We start from the raw sequence: 17,520 nt of genomic DNA, 5'->3' as shown, positions 1-17,520 counted from the left end.
TCAGTTCTTGCCGAAGGTCGGGTTGTGCGCGCCGCCGAGCGTGATGTGCACGCTCTGCTGGTCGGTGTAGAAGTCGATCGAGCGGTAGCCGCCCTCGTGGCCCAGGCCCGAAGCCTTGACGCCGCCGAAGGGGGTGCGCAGGTCGCGCACGTTGTTGCTGTTCAGCCACACCATGCCCGCCTCCACGGACTGCGCGAAGTTGTGGGCGCGCTTCAGGTCGTTCGTCCAGATGTAGGCGGCCAGGCCGTACTTCGTGTTGTTCGCGAGCGAGAGCGCCTCGTCGTCGGAGTCGAACGGGGTGATGGCGACGACGGGGCCGAAGATCTCCTCCTGGAAGATGCGGGCATCGGGGGAGACGTCGGCGAACACCGTCGGCGCGACGAAGTTGCCCTCGTCGAAGCCCTCGGGGCGGCCGCCGCCGGCGACGAGGCGGCCCTCGGTCTTGCCGATCTCGACGTAGCTCATCACCTTGTCGTAGTGCTCGGGGTGCACGAGCGCGCCGACCTCGGTGGCCGGGTCGTGCGGGTAGCCGACCTTCACGCGCTTCGCCTGGGCGGCGTAGCGCTCGACGAACTCCTCGTAGATGGAGCGCTCGACGAGGATGCGGGAGCCGGCGGTGCAGCGCTCGCCGTTGAGGGAGAACACGCCGAAGATCGTCGCGTCGACCGCGGCCTCGATATCGGCATCGGCGAAGACGACGGCGGGGGACTTGCCGCCGAGCTCCATCGACAGGCCCTTGAGGAACGGTGCGGCGTTGCCGAAGATCAGCTGTCCGGTCGAGCTCTCGCCCGTGAACGAGATGAGCGGCACGTCGGGGTGCTTCACGAGGGCGTCTCCGGCGTCTTCGCCGAGGCCGTTCACGAGATTGAACACGCCCTGCGGCAGCCCGGCCTCCTCGAAGATGCCCGCCCAGAGCGAGGCGGAGAGCGGCGTGAACTCGGCGGGCTTGAGCACCACGGTGTTGCCGGTCGCGAGTGCGGGGCCGAGCTTCCACGACTCGAGCATGAACGGCGTGTTCCACGGCGTGATGAGGCCGGCGACGCCGATCGGCTTGCGGTTGACGTAGTTCATCTGCTTGCCGGGAACCTTGAAGGCGTCATCGGACTGGGCGACGATCAGGTCGGCGAAGAAGCGGAAGTTCTCGGCCGCGCGGCGGGCCTGGCCGAGCGCCTGGGTGATCGGCAGGCCGGAGTCGTACGACTCGAGCTCGGCGAGGCGGGCATCCCGCGACTCGACGATGTCGGCGATCCTGTGCAGCACTCGCGAGCGCTCCCGCGGCAGCATCCGAGGCCAGGGGCCCTCGTCGAACGCGCGCGTGGCAGCGGCGACGGCGAGCTCGATGTCGGCCTTCTTGCCGGCGGCTGCGGTCGTGTAGGTCTTGTTCGTCACCGGATCGAGCACATCGAACGTGTCACCGTCGACGGAGTCGACGAACGCTCCGTCGATGTAGTGCTGGATGTGGTCGGGCAGGTCTGCGGGGATGCGGGAATCGGTCATGACTCGTCTCCTGAGTTGTGGTGAGAACGGGTGTGCAGCGCGTCGAGGAAGGCGTCCCTCGTGCGCAGGCGGTGATTGCGGGCGGCGAGCTCGATCTCGAGCGGGTCGGCGCCCGTTCGGATCAGCTCGAGGATCTGCGCGTGCTCCTCGACCGAGTGCTGAGCCCGGCCGGGCACGTAGGCGAAGGTCGAATCCCGGATGCCGGACAGCCGCGCCCAGCCACGGTGCACGAGGTCGAGCAGGTGCGGATTCGGGCAGGGTTCGAAGAGCAGCGAATGGAACTGCCTGTTGAGCTCGGTGAACGCATGGGCGTCGAGATGACCGAGCATCTGGATCATCCGCTCGTTCACCGCCTCCGCGGCGTCGAGCGCCTCGGCGTCGAGGAAGGGAGCGGAGAGGGCGGTGGCCGAGCCTTCGACCAGCCCGAGCGTCTGCATCGTGTGCGCGTATTCGCTCTCGTCGACGAGGGTCACCCGCGCGCCCACGTTGCGCTCGAACGTCACGAGGCCCTCGGCTTCGAGCCGGCGGATCGCTTCACGCACCGGCACGACGCTCATCCCGAGCTCTTCCGCCAACGATCCCAGCACCAGACGGTAACCGGGGCCGAAGACGTGTCCCGAGATCCGTGAGCGGATCCAGGCGTACGCCTGCTCCGACTTGCTGGAGTTCGCCACCGTCGTCATGAGCCGGCACCGGTGCCGGTGGCGGCTTCGTACTTCTCCCGCCACGCGGCGTTGAGCGGGAAGAGGCCGTCGACCGGATGTCCGGCGGCGACCTGCTCGGCGATCCACGCGTCCTCGATCTCCTGCGCGAGAGCATCGTCTGCGACCTGCTCGGCGAGCGAGGGAGGGATCACGATGACGCCGTCGCCGTCGCCCACGATGATGTCGCCCGGCTGGACCGTGGCGCCTCCGCACGAGATGGTGACGTCGGAGTCCCACGGCACGTGCCTGCGTCCGAGGACGGAGGGATGAGCGCCCTGCGAGAAGACCGGGAGGCCGATCTCGGCGACCGCGTCGAAGTCGCGCACACCGCCGTCGGTCACGACTCCGGCGGCGCCGCGGGCGCGGGCGCGGAGCGCGAGGATGTCGCCCAGTGTTCCGGTGGTCGCGTCGCCGCGCGCTTCGATCACGATGATCTCGCCCTCGCCGACGGCATCGAACGCCCGCTTCTGGGCGTTGTATCCGCCGCCATGGCTCGCGAACAGGTCTTCTCTGAACGGCACGAAGCGCAGCGTCTTGGCTGTGCCGACGATCTTGCTGCCGGGGAGGTTCGCAGAGACGCCATCGATGAAGCACGAGTGGTGTCCGCGCTTGCGCAGCTGCGACGAGAGGCCGGCTGTCGGAGCTTCCATCAGCTTGGCGCGGAGCTCGGGGGACAGCGCGGACGTGGCCTCAGGCGGCAGACCCGCGTCTTCGCGGGAGCCCCATGCCTCGGTGCGCTGCAGGTCGTCGACGGCGGGAAGCGAGCCGACCTCGGCGTCGAAGGGCACATCGCCCTGGGTGACGGTGGTCACCAGGCGTCCCGAGGAGGGGGAGCCCTCGGCATCCGGAGCATCCACCTCGATCTCGACCACGTCGCCGGGGACGATCACGGAGGAACCCGCGGGCGTGCCGGTGAGGATGACGTCGCCGGGTTCGAGCGTGAAGTGCTGAGAGAGGTCGGCGACCAGCTGGGCGAGGGGGAAGATGAGGCCGGCGGTGGTGTCGTCCTGACGCAGGTCTCCGTTGACCCAGGCCCGGACGCGCAGGGCCGCGGGGTCGACCGTGCGGGCGTCGATCAGCTCGGGGCCGAGAGGCGTGTAGCCGTCGCCGCCCTTGGAGCGCACGTTGGATCCCTTGTCGTTGGCGCGCAGGTCGTAGAGGCCGAGGTCGTTCGAGGCGGTGACCCAGCCGACATGGCTCCACGCGTCATCGAGCGAGACGCGGCGGGCAGGGGTGCCGATGACGAGCGCGATCTCGCCCTCGAATGCGAGCAGCTCGGTGCCGGCCGGGCGCTCGACCGTGCCCCCGGAGACACCGACGGAACTCGCCGGCTTGAAGAAGTAGGAGGGAGCTGCGGGGCGCCGGCCGCGCTGGTCGGCTCGGGAGGCGTAGCTCAGATGGATCGCGATGATCTTGCCGGGGCGGGTCATGGATGCCGTCACGGGGCGCCTCCTCGCGCTTCACGTCGACGCCTTGTGCGTCGTATTCGAAATCATATATCATCGTGTCACCCCTCGGCAAGCAACTCGACACACCTCGGACGCGAGCCGTGACAATGCGGTCACAATCAAAGGAGACACCCCTATGAGCGGGCAGTCACAGGCTGGGTTCACACCCACCGGAACCATCGCGACACCGGCCGATCGGCGCCGGGTCGTGTTCGCCACCGTCGTCGGCACCACGGTCGAGTGGTACGACTTCTTCATCTACGCCACGGCGGTCGGGCTGGTCTTCGGGCAGCTCTTCTTCGAGCCGCTCGGCGCGAACAGCGCGTTGATCGCCTTCGCCACCGTCGGCGTCAGCTTCCTCTTCCGCCCGCTCGGAGCGTTCCTCGCGGGACACTACGGCGACAAGCTCGGGCGCAAGACTGTTCTCATGTGGACGCTGATCCTGATGGGAGCGGCGACCGCGCTCATCGGAGTCCTGCCGACCTACGACGCGATCGGGATCGCCGCACCCATCCTGCTGGTGCTGTTGCGCATCCTGCAGGGCATCTCGGCCGGAGGCGAGTGGGGCGGTGCGGTGCTGATGGCCGTCGAGCACGCCCCGAAGAAGAAGCGCGGGATCTTCGGCGCATCGCCCCAGATCGGTGTGCCGCTCGGTCTGCTGCTCGCGTCGGGAGTGATGGCGCTGATGACGGCGATCGCCCCCGGAGACCAGTTCATCCAGTGGGGCTGGCGCATCCCGTTCCTGCTCAGCGTCGTCCTGATCCTGGTCGGCTACTACGTGCGCCGCAAGGTCGAGGAGAGCCCGGTGTTCATCGAGCTCGCCGAGCGCAAGGAGAAGGCGAGCATGCCGATCGTGCAGCTGTTCCGCAAGCACCTCCTGCTCGTCATCGTCGCCGCCCTCGTCTTCGCCGGCAACAACGCGGTCGGGTACATGACGACCGGCGGATACATCCAGGGCTACGCCACCAACCCCGAGGGCCCGATCGGTCTCGAGCGCGGACCGGTGCTGTGGGCGGTCACCGGCTCGGCCGTCACCTGGCTCATCACGACGCTCATCGCCGGGTGGCTGTCGGACCGCATCGGTCGGCGCACCACCTACATCATCGGCTGGGTGATGCAGCTCGTCGGTGTGTTCACGCTCTTCCCGCTCGTGAACACCGGCCAGGTCGGACTGCTGTTCGCCGGCCTCGCGATCCTCACGATCGGTCTCGGCTTCACCTACGGGCCGCAGGCGGCGCTCTACACCGAGCTCTTCCCCGCCAGCATCCGCTTCTCGGGCGTCTCGATCTCGTATGCGATCGGCGCCATCGCCGGCGGTGCGTTCGCTCCGACCATCGCGACCGCCATCGTGCAGGCGACCGGCTCGACGCAGGCCGTCACGTGGTATCTCGCCGGCATGACGCTGCTCGGCCTCGTGGCGACGCTGCTGCTGCGTGATCGCTCGGGCATCCCGCTGGGGCCGGATCACGAGGAGGAGCAGTCCGTGAGCCCGATCCGCGGGCTCGCCAGGGCCTGACCCGCATCCACGCACGAGCGCACGTCCGCCTGGTGGGCGTGCGCTCGTGCGTGTGCAGGAGAGCGTCGGTCCGGTTCTCCGCCGCCGAGCGCTCAGCCGTCGAGCGCGTCGCGGATCGCGGATGCCGAGCGCCTCAGGCGGTCCGCGATCTCGGCGTCGTCGAGGGCGGTCGCGACGTGGACGACCGCGATCGCCGCGGGCCGCTGGCCGCGCAGCACGAGGGGCACGGCGACGGACTGCACGGTGGGGATGACCTCGTCATGGCTCGTCGCATATCCGCGGGCGCGAGCTCGGTCGACCTCTGCGCGCAGTGTCGCCCCCGGTTCTCCGGGCCACTGGGACACCGGGAGCTGCGTGAGGATCGCCTTGCCGGGCGCTCCGACCGTGACGGAGTGCCTGGCGCCCGGTCGCTGGGCGACGCTCGCGATCGCGTGGCGGGGTTCGATGCTCGCGAGCGTGATGCAGTCATCGCCGTCGAGCACGCCGAGGAAGCAGGTCATGCCGAGCTCGTTGGCGATCGCGGTCAGCTCGGGGATGGCCTCGGCCTGCAGATCGTGAGCCACGCCCGCTGCCAGCGCGGCCATGCGCGGTCCCAGGGTCACGGCGCCTGAGGCGTCCCTTCCGATGAGTCGGTGGTCTTCCAAGGTGCGCAGCAGGCGATACGCCACCGAGCGATGCACGTCGAGTCGCGCGGCGATCTCGTCGATCGTGAGGGGGATCCGCGCATCGGCGAGAACCTCCAGGATGCGGATGCCGCGGCTCAGGGTCTGCGAGGCCGGAGTGCCTTCGGGCATGCGTGCGCTCCCTTGCGTTTCGAGACGACCGTCCCTAAGCTGTGTTCAATAGTAGAACGTTGTGTTCGAATATAGAACACGCACCGTTCGAAGGCAACACCTGACAGAGAAGTCCGGAAGGAATCGACGACGATGCAGTTCCACCACCACGGCTATGTCTCCGGAGACCCCCGCGTGAAGGACGCCGCGGGGCTCGGCGCGGACCGGCCCGCCGACCTCCCCGACGAGATCGATGTGCTGATCGTCGGCTCGGGTCCCGCCGGCATGCTGCTCGCGGCGCAGATGTCGCAGTATCCCGACATCTCCACGCGCATCATCGAGAAGCGCGAGGGCCGTCTGGTGCTCGGGCAGGCCGACGGCATCCAGCCGCGCAGCGTCGAGACGTTCCAGGCGTTCGGATTCGCCGAGCGCATCATCGCCGAGGCCTACAACATCGGCTGGATGAACTTCTGGGGTCCGAATCCCGAGAAGCCCGACGAGATCGTCCGCACGTCGCGGACGGCGGACTACGCCTACGACATCTGCGAGTTCCCGCACCTCATCGTCAACCAGGCACGCGTGCTCGACTACTTCGCCGAGGCGGCGTCGAACGGTCCCGGCCGCATCGCGCCCGACTACGGCATCGAGTTCGCCGGACTCACCGTGCACGACGAGGGCGAGCACCCGGTCGAGGTCTCCCTGCGCTACGTCGCAGGGGAGCGGACCGGCGAAGAGCGCACGATCCGCGCGAAGTACGTCGTCGGCTGCGACGGCGCACGCAGCGGCGTGCGCCAGGCGATCGGCCGCACGCACGTCGGCGGCAGCGCTGCGCATGCCTGGGGTGTCATGGACGTCCTCGTGAACACCGACTTCCCCGACTGGCGCACCAAGTGCGCGATCAACTCGGAGGCGGGCAACATCCTGCACATCCCGCGGGAGGGCGGGTACCTCAGCCGGATGTACATCGACCTCGGCGAGGTCGCCGAGGACGACGACCACCGCGTGCGGCAGACGCCCATCGAGGACATCATCGCCAAGGCGAACGCGATCCTCAGCCCCTACACGCTGGACGTGAAGGAGGTCGCGTGGCACAGCGTCTACGAGGTCGGCCACCGGGTCACCGACGGGTTCGACGACGTGATCGACGGGTCGGGTCGCACGCCGCACGTGTTCCTCACGGGCGATGCCTGCCACACCCACAGCGCGAAGGCCGGCCAGGGCATGAACGTGTCGATGCAGGACGGATTCAACCTCGGCTGGAAGCTCGGATCGGTACTGACCGGTCGGGCGCCCGAGGCGCTGCTCGCGACCTACGGTGCTGAGCGTCGGCCGGTCGCGCAGCAGCTCATCGACTTCGATCGGGAGTGGTCGACCCTGATGGCGCGCAAGCCGTCGGAGATCACCGACCCCACGGACCTCGCGACGTACTACCTGGCGACGGCGGAGTTCCCCTCCGGCTTCATGACGCAGTACACCTCGTCGATGATCACCGGCTCGGACGCACATCAGGCACTCGCGGGCGGCTTCCCCCTCGGCAAGCGCTTCAAGTCGGCCGAGGTCGTGCGGGTGGGCGACGGCAACGCGGTCCATCTCGGGCACCACGCCAAGGCGGACGGGCGCTGGCGCGTCTACGCGTTCGCGGGTCGCGATGCGGCGACGCTCGACGCGTGGGCCGAGTCGACGGCTCCGGTGCTCTCCCGGTTCACGCCTGCGGATGCCGACGCCGATGCCGTCTTCGACGTCAAGGCGATCTACCAGCAGCCGCACGAGGAGGTCGAGGTCACCTCGGCGCCTGCGCTGTTCCAGCCGAAGACCGGTCCGCTCGGGCTCACCGACTGGGAGAAGGTCTACGCGGCCGGCCCGTCGAAGTGGACCGAGACCGACATCTTCGAGGCGCGGGGGCTGTCGCGCGACGGCGTCATCGTCGTGGTGCGGCCCGATCAGTACGTCGCCGCGATACTGCCCCTCGACGCGACGGACGAGCTGGCGTCGTTCTTCGAGGGGGCGCTGCTGCCGGCATCCTGAGCCTGCGATCCGGGAGGGGATCTGCGATCCGGAGGGGATCTGCGATCCGGAGGGGATCTGCGATCGGGAGGTGCTTCCTGCGCAGGACGCCCTCCCGATCGCAGATCTCCTCCCCATCGGGCGTCAGTGACGAGCGCAGACTGCTTCCGGCGAGAGCCTCTGGCGGGTGTCGGAGGCCCCGCGTACTCTGAGGGCCGATGGGCGAAGGCGCCCCGACAGGAGGAATGCGCGATGGAGTGGAAGATCGAATTGATCTTCGTCCCGGTCTCGGATGTCGACCGGTCGAAGGAGTTCTACGAGAGGATCGGCTTCCACGCCGATCATGATCAGGTGCCCTACGAGGGCCTGAGGTTCGTGCAGATGACACCGCCCGGGTCGGCCTGCTCGATCGCCTTCGGCACCAACCTGGGCGAGGGACTGCTGCCTGGGCAGCAGAACACGATCCAGGTGGTCGTTCCGGATGCCGATGAGGCGCTGGCGCATCTGACGGGCCTCGGCGTCGAGGCGCAGGGGGTCGATGAGCAGGCGTGGGGCCGTTTCGTCACCTTCGACGACCCCGACGGCAACACCTGGACACTGCAGGAGCTTCCCGACTACAGCGCTCAGTCCTGACGTTCTGTGATCCGGACGCTCACCGGACGCGCTCGACGAGGGTGAGCAGCGCTTCCGGTGCGCCCTCGGGGAACAGGACGCGGGTGCCGGCACGGATGTCGTCGATCGGCACCCAGCGCACCGGGCTGCCCTCGTCGAGGATGTGAAGCTCGGCGTCGAGAGGCACCGCATCCAGCTGGGCGGATGTCACCGCGAACACATGGGCGATCTCGTGACCGGGCGCGCCTTCGTACGTGAAGATGTTCTCGAAGACGCCGAGTGGCTCGGCGCCCTCGAGAGTGACGCCGAGCTCCTCCATGAACTCGCGACCGAGAGCTTCTGCGGCGGTCTCACCGAATTCGATCCCGCCGCCGATCGCCCGGAGGAAGTCCAGGCCGCGCGAGGCGTCGTGCCCTTCGAGCGCGAGCAGGTGTCCGTCCTTGACGGGCAGGCCGACGGCGATGTTGCGGATGGCAGGCATCTCGGAAGGCTAACGCAGCGGGTGTGTGACGACGGGCTCAGGTCAGGAGGGACGCCCCACCGGAGACCTCGATGCCGCCGGTCGGCGGGATCGTCACGGTCAAGAGGCTCGGACGACGCACGTGAGCGCCCTGATGGATGCGGACGGTCGTCGCCGGGTGTCCGAGGTCGCGCAGATACGCCCCGACCGATGCAGCCGCCGAGCCCGTCGCCGGGTCCTCGGTGATCCGTCCCACCGGGAAGAGGTTGCGGGCATCGAAGTCGGCGGTGCTCGCCGCGTGCAGCACTGTCGAGGTGCCGAACCACCCCTGCTCGCGCATGAGTGCGGCGACCTCGGCGGGCGAGAAGCGGAACTGATCGAACAGCTCCCAATCACGGAGCACGACGATCGGATGCCAGTTGCCGGCGAACGATTCCTTGGCGGGGAAGCGCTCATCGAGATCCGCCGGGGTGAGTCCGAGCAGCGCGAGGAACCGGTCGAGCACGTCGGAGCCGAGATCGCGCACCTGCGGCTCGACGCTCGTGAACGACACGGTCACCGCGCCATCCCGATCCACCGTCGAGCGCAGCGTCACAGCGCCCGCGTTCGTGTCGAACACGACATCGCCCGGCCCGTCGCGCTCGGCGAGGGCGACCGCCGTCGCGACGGTCGCGTGTCCGCAGAACGGCACCTCAGCCGCCGGCGACCAGTAACGCGCCCGGTAGCGCGGCACACCGTCGCCATCGGTGCGTGCGACGAGGAAGGCGGTCTCGGAGAATCCGACATCCACGGCGATCCGCTGCATCTGCTCGTCGCTCAGATCTGAGCCATCGAGTACGACTCCCGCGGGGTTGCCGCCGTCGGGCGTCGCGGCGAATGCGCTGTATCGCAGGACTCCGGAATTCTCGGTCATGACGAGGAGCCTAGCGACTCGGCGAGGTCAGGAATTCACGCGGATGATCTCCTGCTGGTAGGGCGCGATCACGTCACCCGAGATGCGCAGGTCGAGCAGCAGGAACCGCCGCGTCGCAGCATCCTCCTGCGTCCATGTGGCGAGTCGATCGAGGTCTGCGAGCGTCTTCACGACGACGCCCTCCGCGCCCACCGCGGCGCCGAACGCCGCGAAGTCGACCTCGGGGATGCGCATCGGGCCCTCGGCGAGCCCCTTGAGCCCGTAGAGGTTGACCTCGGCACCGTAGGCGGCGTCGTTCCAGATCACGGCGATGCCTCGACCCGCTGCCGCGCGCACGGCCGACTCGAGGTCGGCGATCGCCATGAGTCCGCCGCCGTCGCCCGACGTCAGCACGACGGTCGACTCGCGGCGGGCGAGGGCTGCGCCGACGACACTCGGCCAGCCCTGCCCGATCGACTGGAAGGCGGTGCCGACCATCATCATGCGGTCGGGGGCCTCGACCGGCCAGTACATGTTCGCCCAGCCGATGAAGTGCCCGCCGTCGGAGACGACGACGCGATCGGAGGGCAGGAGCTCGGCGATGCGGCGGGCGGCGGAGCGGGGGTCGAGGCGTCCGTCGGGAGCGAGCTCGTCGCCCTCGTCGTACGCGCGTGCGGCCTCGACGTCGACCGTCTCGCGCCACGGCTGTGCGGGCACAGCGTCGGATGCCGGGTGCGACTCGCCGTGCTGGACAGTAGGAGTCTCGGCGCGGTGTGCCTCCGCTCCGAGGCCGTGCTCGGCAGAACCGCTCTCAGGGGCGGCGCCGGAGCCGAGCGAGCCGACCCGGGCGACGAGCTCCTCGGCCGCCACGCGAGCATCCGCACGCACGAAGCCGCCGACGTGCGGGTGCGTGGCTGCGGGCGCGATGTCGATCTGGAAGACCCTGGTGCCCGGTGCGAAGAGTTCGCCGAATCGCATCGTGAACTGGTTCAGCGAGGCGCCGAACACCACGGCGACATCGGCGGTGCGCACGAGTTGCATGGCGCCGTCGGCCCCGAATCCTCCCGTGACGCCGAGGTCGAACCGGGTGTCGGGGAAGACACCGCGCCCCAGCGCCGACGACGCCGTCAGAGCGCCGGTGAGGGTCGCCAGCTCGCCGAGCGCCGCACCGGCCCCCGCGAGCCAGGCGCCGCGACCCGCCAGCAGGAAGGGGCGCGATGCTCCGTGAAGCGCCTGGGCGATCTCGTCGAGCGTGCCCTCGGCGAACTCGCCGCGCGGTGCGAGCGGCGCGGGGATGCGCGGCAGTGGAGCCTCGGGCACCGGGCCGGCCTCGCGTGAGGCCACGTCGTAGGGGATCGCCAGCACGACGGGCACGCGGTAGGTCAGTGCGTGCTCGATCGCGATGACGGTGGTCGCTGCGGCATCCGCGTGCCCGACCGTGTAGGTGCGGGCACCGACCGCCGAGGCCAGGGCGATCTGGTCGACGTCCCACGGACGAGGGCCGGACGTCGGCTCATCGCCCACCACCAGCACGAGGGGGACATGCGCCTGCACGGCCTCGGCGAGTGCTGTGAGGGTGTTCGTGAAACCGGCGCCGTAGGTCGAGGTGCCCGCGGCGATCCTGCCGGACGCGCGGAAGTGCGCATCGGCGGCGACCACTGCGCCCTGCTCATGACGGACGGCCGTGAAGACGGCATCCGTCTGGGTCTCGATCGCATCGAGGAAGTAGGCGTTGCCGTTGCCCATCACACCGAAGACGGCGTCGATGTGCTGGGCGAGAGTGAGTGCGACGTGCGCGGAGACGGAGGGCATGCGAAAGCCTTTCGAGACAGGGACGGAGAACGTTCGTATTCCGTATGTGTCTCGCCCCCGCGTCATCGTGGGGAGCTTCGTGCCTCTTTTTCAGGCACCGGCGTCGGAGAGCGCCGGACGCGTCGATCCTATCGCGCCCGTGCCGACGCGGCGCCGACTTGCGCGCGTAACACCGCCGAAACCGCGACACGGAAACATGCGGCCATGGAGTCACTGTTCGACGGATACACCTCGCGCCGGTCGCCGCAGCGAGCGGGGGCCGCGCCGTGGGACGAGATGTTCCCTGCCGATGCGCAGCCCGGTGGTGGGGGAGTGCGCCTGCCCTATCAGGACATGTATCCCGCGCTCGCGAGCATGGACGACGCCGAGCTGAGGGCACGGACCGACGCGCTCGCCAGCTCGTACCTCGCGCAGGGCGTGACGTTCGACTTCGCCGGGGAGGAGCGTCCGTTCCCGCTCGACGTGGTGCCTCGCGTGGTCGCCGCCGACGACTGGCGCTATGTCGAGTCAGGGGTGAAGCAGCGGGTGCGTGCGCTCGAGGCCTTCCTTGCCGACGTCTACGGCCGGCAACATGCGGTGCAGGACGGCGTGATCCCCTCGTCGCTGATCAGCTCCTCCGCGCACTTCCACCGTCAGGCGGCCGGCATCGTCGGAGCGAACGGCGTGCGCATCCATGTCGCGGGGATCGACGTCATCCGCGACGAGCTCGGAGCCTGGCGCGTGCTCGAGGACAACGTGCGCGTGCCGAGCGGCGTCAGCTACGTGCTCGCGAATCGCCGGGTGATGGCGCAGACGCTCCCCGAGCTGTTCACCAGCCTGCGCGTGCGTCCCGTCGTCGACTACCCGGGCCGGCTGCTCCAGGCGCTGCGTGCGGCGGCGCCGGACGGCGTCGATGATCCGACAGTCGTCGTGCTGACCCCCGGGGTGCACAACTCGGCGTACTACGAGCACACCCTGCTCGCTCGCATGATGGGCATCGAGCTCGTCGAAGGACGCGATCTCTTCTGCTCGGGCGGTCGGGTGTGGATGCACACGACCTCGGGGCCGACGCGGGTGGACGTGATCTACCGCAGGGTCGATGACGAGTTCCTCGACCCGCAGCAGTTCCGTCCGGACTCGGTGCTGGGCGCACCGGGGCTGATGCTCGCGGCGCGCCTCGGCACCGTGACGCTCGCGAACGCCGTCGGCAACGGCGTGGCCGACGACAAGCTCGTGTACACGTACGTCCCCGATCTGATCCGCTACTACCTGGGAGAGGAGCCGGTGATCCCGAACGTCGACACCTGGCGGCTCGAGGAGCCGGACGCGCTGGAGGAGGTGCTCGACAGGCTCGACGAGCTGGTGGTGAAGCCCGTCGACGGATCCGGCGGGAAGGGGCTGGTCGTCGGTCCCGACGCGTCGCGCGAGACGCTGGACGAGTTGCGTCGGTCGCTGCGGGCGGATCCCCGAGGCTGGATCGCCCAGCCGGTCGTGCAGCTCTCGACCATCCCGACGCTCGTGGAGGACGGATTCCGCCCGAGACACGTCGATCTGCGACCCTTCGCCGTGAATGACGGGCACGACATCTGGGTGCTGCCCGGCGGTCTCACGCGCGTCGCTCTGCCCGAGGGGCAGCTCGTTGTGAACTCGAGCCAGGGCGGAGGGTCGAAGGACACCTGGGTGCTGGATCCGTCGCTCTTCACCGGGCCGACGTCGACTCTGGACGGCGACCCGGACGCCGCCGCAGACGAGGTGTCGCTGGCGACCGGGGCGATCGCCGTGGTCGCTCCGGCGCGTGAGGAACCGCATCCGCCCTTCCTCTCGTCTCCGCAGGACGAGGACCTGGACCTGCGTCACCACCAGCAGCAACAGCAGCAACAGCAGCAGCAGCAGGGAGGCGCAGGATGCTGAGTCGCATCGCCGAGGCGCTGTTCTGGATCGGCCGCTACGTCGAGCGCGCCGACGGCACCGCCCGCATCCTCGATGTGCACCTGCAGCTGCTGCTCGAGGATCCGTGGGTCGAGGAGGACACCGCATGTCGGGCGCTCCTGTCGGTGATGGGGACGACGGCGGATGCCGGCACCGTGCTGAGCCGGGACGACGTCGTGCGGCTGCTCGCGCTGGATCGTGAGCACTCCGCGTCGATCGCCCATTCGATCGCGGCGGCGCGGGAGAACGCTCGTCGAGCGCGCGAGATCATCTCGACGGACCTCTGGGAGACGCTGAACGAGTCGAACGCACGGATGCCGCGGCGGATCGCCTCGGACAAGACGCACCCGTTCTTCCGCTGGGTGCGTGATCGGTCGGCGCTGGCCTTCGGGGTCGTCGACTCCTCGACGAGCCGGGATGAGGCCTGGCACTTCTTCGTGCTCGGCCGCTCGATCGAGCGCGCGGACATGACGGCGCGGCTGCTGGCGACGCGGTCGCTGACCGAGGCAGGCGGGCCGAGCTGGACGACGCTGCTGCGCAGCTGCGGGGCGTACGAAGCCCATCTGCGCAGCCACCGGGCGGTGCCCACGGGAGCGTCCGCCGTGGAGTTCCTCCTGATCGACCGGCTGTTCCCCCGATCGGTGCTCTCGAGCATCCTCCAGGCCGAGGAGTGTCTGCGCGGTATCGATCCGGCGGGTGCGTTCGGCGTACCCGATCGGGCGCATCGCGTCTTGGGACGCATGCGGTCGGAGCTCGAATACCGACCGATCGGCGACACCGTGCATCGGCTGTCGGAGAGCATGGAGGAGGTCCAGGTGGGGATGTCGGTGGCGAGTGACGCGATCAGGGAGCGGTACTTCCCCTCGATCGCGATGCCGGTGTGGATCGGAGAGGCGCTGTGAGTCGGCTCAAGATCGTTCACCGCACCGGCTTCCGCTACGAGCAGCCGGCGACGGCGTCGTACAACGAGGCGCGGATGCTGCCGCACTCCCGGGACGGACAGTTCGTGCTGCAGGCGACGCTCGACATATCGCCGACCGCGACCCAGCACTCGTACACCGACTACTGGGACACCCGGGTCTCGACGTTCGAGCTGCTGACCCCGCATCAGATGCTCTCGGTCACCGCGACGAGCGTGGTGGATGTGAGGCCGCTGCCGACGGGAGAGGCGGACATCGACTGGGACGAGCTGGCAGCCCGGATACCCCAATCGCTCGAACTCGCGGAATGCGTGGCGCAGACGCCTGCCACCGCTCCCGATGACGAGATGCGCGACCTCGCCCTGCACATCGAAGCGGAGGGTGGTGGCGTCGACGAGACGGCCCGCGAGATCTGCCGCACCGTCGGGGAGGCCATGGAGTATCGCAGCGGCGTCACCGGCGTGAGCTCGACCGCTCGCGACGCGTGGCCCACCCGGTCCGGCGTCTGCCAGGACATCGCTCATGTGGCGCTGGGCGTGCTGCGCGCCGCGGGGATCCCGGCGCGCTACGTGTCGGGGTACCTGCATCCCGATCCGACGGCCGCGATCGGACAGGCTGTGACGGGGGAGTCGCACGCCTGGGTGGAGTGGTACTCCGGCGAGTGGCGCGGATACGACCCCACCAACCTCGTCGACATCGGCGAATCGCACGTCTATGTCGGCCACGGTCGGGACTACGCCGATGTCGCACCGCTGCGCGGGGTGTACGCGGGACCCAGCGCCTCCGAGCTCTTCGTCTCGGTCGAGGTCACCCGCCTCGGCTGAGGCGACGGCGTGGCGGGAGTTCGAGTGGTGGTGCAGGAGAATGAGACGATGACGGATGCATCGATCGAGCGCGAGACGCTCACCTGGGACGGCTTCGGATCCGCGACGCGAGACCTCGCGCGCCGGATCCTGGACAGCGGCTTCATGCCCGAGGTCGTGGTGGCCATCGCGCGGGGCGGTCTGCTGCCTGCCGGTGCCATCGCCTACGGTCTCGGAGCGAAGAACTGCGGTGCGATCAACGTCGAGTTCTACACCGGCATCGGCACGGTGCTCGACGCGCCGGAGGTGCTGCCGCCCGAACTCGACATGGTGTATCTCGACGGTCGACGCGTGCTGCTGGTCGACGACGTCGCAGATTCGGGTCGCACGCTCGCCCTCGCCGTGCAGCTGCTGAAGGACAAGGGCGCCGACGTGCGCTCGGTCACGATCTACACCAAGCCGTCGACGATCATCCAGCCCGACTACGCCTGGAAGGACACCGACCTGTGGATCAACTTCCCCTGGTCGTTCCAGGGCACGGTGCGCGAAGAGGACCTCGGTCTCGCTCCGTCCGCCTGACGAGAGTCACCCGCGCAGCAGCGCCCGCAGGGTCTGGATCGTGTCGGCGTCGGCGGGGTTCTTGTCGGGTCGATAGCCCTTGACTCTCGCGAACCTCAACGCGATGCCTCCGGGGTATCGCGGCGAGCGCTGCACGCCGTCGATCGCGATCTCGACCACGAACTCCGGTCTCAGGAACACCGCGCCCTGCGTGCGCCTCGTCTCGAGCGGCGGGAAGTTCTCCGTCTGCCAGCGCAGCAGCTCGTCGGTGAGCCCCTTGAACGTCTTGCCGACCATGACGAGACCGCCGGGCTCGCCGAACTCGCCGCTCGGGTCGAGTGCGCCGAGGTGCAGGTTCGACAGGAGCCCCTGGCGCCGCCCCGACCCCCATTCGGCGGCGAGCACGACCAGGTCGTAGGTGAGCACGGGCTTGACCTTGACCCAGGACTTGCCGCGGCGTCCCGCCGAGTAGGGCGCATCGATCCCTTTGACGAGCACCCCCTCGTGGCCCGCGGCGAGAGCCTCGCGCGACAGCTGCTCGGCCGCTTCGGCGTCGTCGGTGACGATGCCCGGCATACGCCATTCGCCGACGACCCTCTCGAGTTCGGTCAGGCGGGTGGACAGGGGCTCGTCGAGCAGATCGCGTCCGTCGACGTGCAGGATGTCGAAGAACCAGGGCCGCAGCACGAGCTCGCGCGAGACGTCCGCCCCGAACCGCGACATCGTCTGCTGGAACGGCCGAGGGCCGCCGTCTTCGTCGAGTGACAGCGTCTCACCGTCGAGGATCAGATCGTGTGCGGGGAGCGCGCGCACGATCTCGACGATCTCCGGCACCCGGTGGGTGATGTCGGCGAGGCTGCGGGTGTAGACGCTCACATCGTCTCCCTGGCGATGCACCTGGATGCGCGCGCCATCGAGCTTGTACTCGACGGACGCGGTGCCGGTGATGTCGAGCGCGGCGGTCGGGGTGGCCGCGGTCGATGCGAGCATCGGCAGCACGGGGCGACCGACCACCAGCCCGACCGCATCGAGTTCGTCTTCCGTGCCGGTGAGTGCGAGCACGGCGGTCTCGCCCAGGTCGCCGGAGAGCATTGCTGCTCGTCGCACCGATGCCGCCGGGCGATCCGCGGCACGGGCGATGGCATCGAGCAGGACGCCGCCGAGCGCGCCCGTGCGCAGCTCGCCGAGCATGGCCCGCGACAGGAAGTCCCATTCGGGAGCCGTCGCTCGCGACGCGAGAGCCGAGAGGATCGCGGAACGCGCCGCGGCCGACCCCGACCCTGACGAGCCGGTCAAGGCCTCGAACGCGTCATCGACATCACGGATCGACAGCGAGGGCTCGGCAGCGTGCTGCACGTCGAGCGCCGCCACTCCGCGCCAGCCGACACCCAGCCGTCCCTGTCGCGGCGTCGCGAGCAGCAGCCCGACGAGGGCGGGCACGTCGGCAGCGTCAGCGCGTGCGAGCAGCCGGGACACGGCGTCGATCTTCGCCAGGCGCGATGCGGTGGCGGTGACCTCTTCGGCGGTGGAGACGAGCTCCGAGAGCAACATGCAGGCAGTCTCGCATCCGCATCCGACATCGGCGACGGCCTTGCGTTCGTCCGTCCTGCCGC

The 17,520-nt window shown here is 69.3% G+C and carries 15 protein-coding genes; 7 read left to right on the top strand and 8 right to left on the bottom strand.

Annotated elements, in window-relative coordinates:
* The 3 genes from hpaE to QRN21_RS03750 are packed head-to-tail and all read right to left on the bottom strand — an operon-like array spanning position 1 to position 3,631.
* Positions 1–1,497, bottom strand: a complete 1,497-nt coding sequence (gene hpaE, locus QRN21_RS03760; protein WP_053095411.1) for a 5-carboxymethyl-2-hydroxymuconate semialdehyde dehydrogenase — start codon at positions 1,495–1,497, stop codon at positions 1–3.
* Positions 1,494–2,180, bottom strand: a complete 687-nt coding sequence (locus tag QRN21_RS03755; RefSeq protein ID WP_053095412.1) for a GntR family transcriptional regulator — start codon at positions 2,178–2,180, stop codon at positions 1,494–1,496. Before QRN21_RS03755 ends, hpaE begins: the two co-directional genes overlap by 4 nt.
* Positions 2,177–3,631, bottom strand: coding sequence for a fumarylacetoacetate hydrolase family protein (locus tag QRN21_RS03750; protein WP_285363183.1), 1,455 nt, complete (start codon positions 3,629–3,631; stop codon positions 2,177–2,179). The genes QRN21_RS03755 and QRN21_RS03750 overlap by 4 nt, the downstream gene beginning before the upstream one ends.
* 154 nt (positions 3,632–3,785) lie before the next feature.
* On the opposite strand from QRN21_RS03750, the gene QRN21_RS03745 reads away from it, so the two are divergent.
* Positions 3,786–5,165 carry an MFS transporter gene (locus QRN21_RS03745; RefSeq protein WP_053095414.1) on the top strand — a complete coding sequence of 460 codons (1,380 nt, stop codon included), beginning with the start codon at positions 3,786–3,788 and terminating at the stop codon, positions 5,163–5,165.
* A gap of 92 nt (positions 5,166–5,257) precedes the next feature.
* On the opposite strand, the gene QRN21_RS03740 is transcribed toward QRN21_RS03745, so the two are convergent.
* Complete coding sequence (locus QRN21_RS03740; protein ID WP_053095415.1) at positions 5,258–5,959, bottom strand: IclR family transcriptional regulator; 702 nt, start codon at positions 5,957–5,959, stop codon at positions 5,258–5,260.
* Positions 5,960–6,091: 132 nt separating this feature from the next.
* Here QRN21_RS03740 and QRN21_RS03735 point away from each other — a divergent pair, with 132 nt between their 5' ends.
* Positions 6,092–7,963 carry an FAD-dependent monooxygenase gene (locus QRN21_RS03735; protein WP_285363154.1) on the top strand — a complete coding sequence of 624 codons (1,872 nt, stop codon included), beginning with the start codon at positions 6,092–6,094 and terminating at the stop codon, positions 7,961–7,963.
* A gap of 231 nt (positions 7,964–8,194) precedes the next feature.
* A complete protein-coding gene (locus tag QRN21_RS03730) occupies positions 8,195–8,575 on the top strand; it encodes a VOC family protein (RefSeq protein ID WP_285363153.1) in 381 nt (126 codons plus the stop codon).
* A 19-nt stretch (positions 8,576–8,594) separates the two neighbouring features.
* Here QRN21_RS03730 and QRN21_RS03725 read toward each other — a convergent pair whose 3' ends face one another.
* The 3 genes from QRN21_RS03725 to QRN21_RS03715 are packed head-to-tail and all read right to left on the bottom strand — an operon-like array spanning position 8,595 to position 11,718.
* Positions 8,595–9,035: an NUDIX hydrolase gene (locus tag QRN21_RS03725; RefSeq protein ID WP_187250114.1), complete on the bottom strand. Its 441-nt coding sequence runs from the start codon at positions 9,033–9,035 to the stop codon at positions 8,595–8,597.
* A gap of 37 nt (positions 9,036–9,072) precedes the next feature.
* Positions 9,073–9,927: a PhzF family phenazine biosynthesis protein gene (locus QRN21_RS03720; protein WP_285363152.1), complete on the bottom strand. Its 855-nt coding sequence runs from the start codon at positions 9,925–9,927 to the stop codon at positions 9,073–9,075.
* Between the two features lie 27 nt (positions 9,928–9,954).
* Positions 9,955–11,718, bottom strand: a complete 1,764-nt coding sequence (locus tag QRN21_RS03715; protein WP_285363151.1) for a thiamine pyrophosphate-binding protein — start codon at positions 11,716–11,718, stop codon at positions 9,955–9,957.
* A gap of 204 nt (positions 11,719–11,922) precedes the next feature.
* Here QRN21_RS03715 and QRN21_RS03710 point away from each other — a divergent pair, with 204 nt between their 5' ends.
* From QRN21_RS03710 to QRN21_RS03695, 4 genes are read left to right on the top strand one after another with little or no spacing between them, the layout of a single operon-like run.
* Positions 11,923–13,608, top strand: coding sequence for a circularly permuted type 2 ATP-grasp protein (locus tag QRN21_RS03710; RefSeq protein WP_285363150.1), 1,686 nt, complete (start codon positions 11,923–11,925; stop codon positions 13,606–13,608).
* Positions 13,602–14,528: an alpha-E domain-containing protein gene (locus QRN21_RS03705; protein ID WP_053095422.1), complete on the top strand. Its 927-nt coding sequence runs from the start codon at positions 13,602–13,604 to the stop codon at positions 14,526–14,528. Before QRN21_RS03710 ends, QRN21_RS03705 begins: the two co-directional genes overlap by 7 nt.
* A complete protein-coding gene (locus tag QRN21_RS03700) occupies positions 14,525–15,370 on the top strand; it encodes a transglutaminase family protein (RefSeq protein WP_053095423.1) in 846 nt (281 codons plus the stop codon). The genes QRN21_RS03705 and QRN21_RS03700 overlap by 4 nt, the downstream gene beginning before the upstream one ends.
* A 48-nt stretch (positions 15,371–15,418) precedes the next feature.
* The gene (locus tag QRN21_RS03695) at positions 15,419–15,928 is read left to right on the top strand and encodes a phosphoribosyltransferase (RefSeq protein ID WP_285363149.1); all 510 of its coding nucleotides are present in this window, start codon (positions 15,419–15,421) and stop codon (positions 15,926–15,928) included.
* 6 nt (positions 15,929–15,934) lie between these two features.
* On the opposite strand, the gene QRN21_RS03690 is transcribed toward QRN21_RS03695, so the two are convergent.
* Positions 15,935–17,458 carry an ATP-dependent DNA ligase gene (locus QRN21_RS03690; RefSeq protein ID WP_072590909.1) on the bottom strand — a complete coding sequence of 508 codons (1,524 nt, stop codon included), beginning with the start codon at positions 17,456–17,458 and terminating at the stop codon, positions 15,935–15,937.
* Between the last annotated feature and the right edge of the window lie 62 nt (positions 17,459–17,520).

The organism is Microbacterium sp. LMC-P-041 (genome assembly GCF_030209555.1).
Lineage (GTDB): Bacteria > Actinomycetota > Actinomycetes > Actinomycetales > Microbacteriaceae > Microbacterium.
This window is presented reverse-complemented; position numbering and strand designations above follow the sequence as displayed.

Coding starts and splice junctions, on each gene's coding strand:
- QRN21_RS03715 (WP_285363151.1), bottom strand. CDS start 11,718: ATGCCCTCCGTCTCCGCGCACGTCGCACTCACTCTCGCCCAGCACATC.
- QRN21_RS03750 (WP_285363183.1), bottom strand. CDS start 3,631: ATGACCCGCCCCGGCAAGATCATCGCGATCCATCTGAGCTACGCCTCC.
- QRN21_RS03725 (WP_187250114.1), bottom strand. CDS start 9,035: ATGCCTGCCATCCGCAACATCGCCGTCGGCCTGCCCGTCAAGGACGGA.
- QRN21_RS03705 (WP_053095422.1), top strand. CDS start 13,602: ATGCTGAGTCGCATCGCCGAGGCGCTGTTCTGGATCGGCCGCTACGTC.
- hpaE (WP_053095411.1), bottom strand. CDS start 1,497: ATGACCGATTCCCGCATCCCCGCAGACCTGCCCGACCACATCCAGCAC.
- QRN21_RS03745 (WP_053095414.1), top strand. CDS start 3,786: ATGAGCGGGCAGTCACAGGCTGGGTTCACACCCACCGGAACCATCGCG.
- QRN21_RS03720 (WP_285363152.1), bottom strand. CDS start 9,927: ATGACCGAGAATTCCGGAGTCCTGCGATACAGCGCATTCGCCGCGACG.
- QRN21_RS03735 (WP_285363154.1), top strand. CDS start 6,092: ATGCAGTTCCACCACCACGGCTATGTCTCCGGAGACCCCCGCGTGAAG.
- QRN21_RS03740 (WP_053095415.1), bottom strand. CDS start 5,959: ATGCCCGAAGGCACTCCGGCCTCGCAGACCCTGAGCCGCGGCATCCGC.
- QRN21_RS03755 (WP_053095412.1), bottom strand. CDS start 2,180: ATGACGACGGTGGCGAACTCCAGCAAGTCGGAGCAGGCGTACGCCTGG.
- QRN21_RS03730 (WP_285363153.1), top strand. CDS start 8,195: ATGGAGTGGAAGATCGAATTGATCTTCGTCCCGGTCTCGGATGTCGAC.
- QRN21_RS03695 (WP_285363149.1), top strand. CDS start 15,419: ATGACGGATGCATCGATCGAGCGCGAGACGCTCACCTGGGACGGCTTC.
- QRN21_RS03710 (WP_285363150.1), top strand. CDS start 11,923: ATGGAGTCACTGTTCGACGGATACACCTCGCGCCGGTCGCCGCAGCGA.
- QRN21_RS03690 (WP_072590909.1), bottom strand. CDS start 17,458: ATGTTGCTCTCGGAGCTCGTCTCCACCGCCGAAGAGGTCACCGCCACC.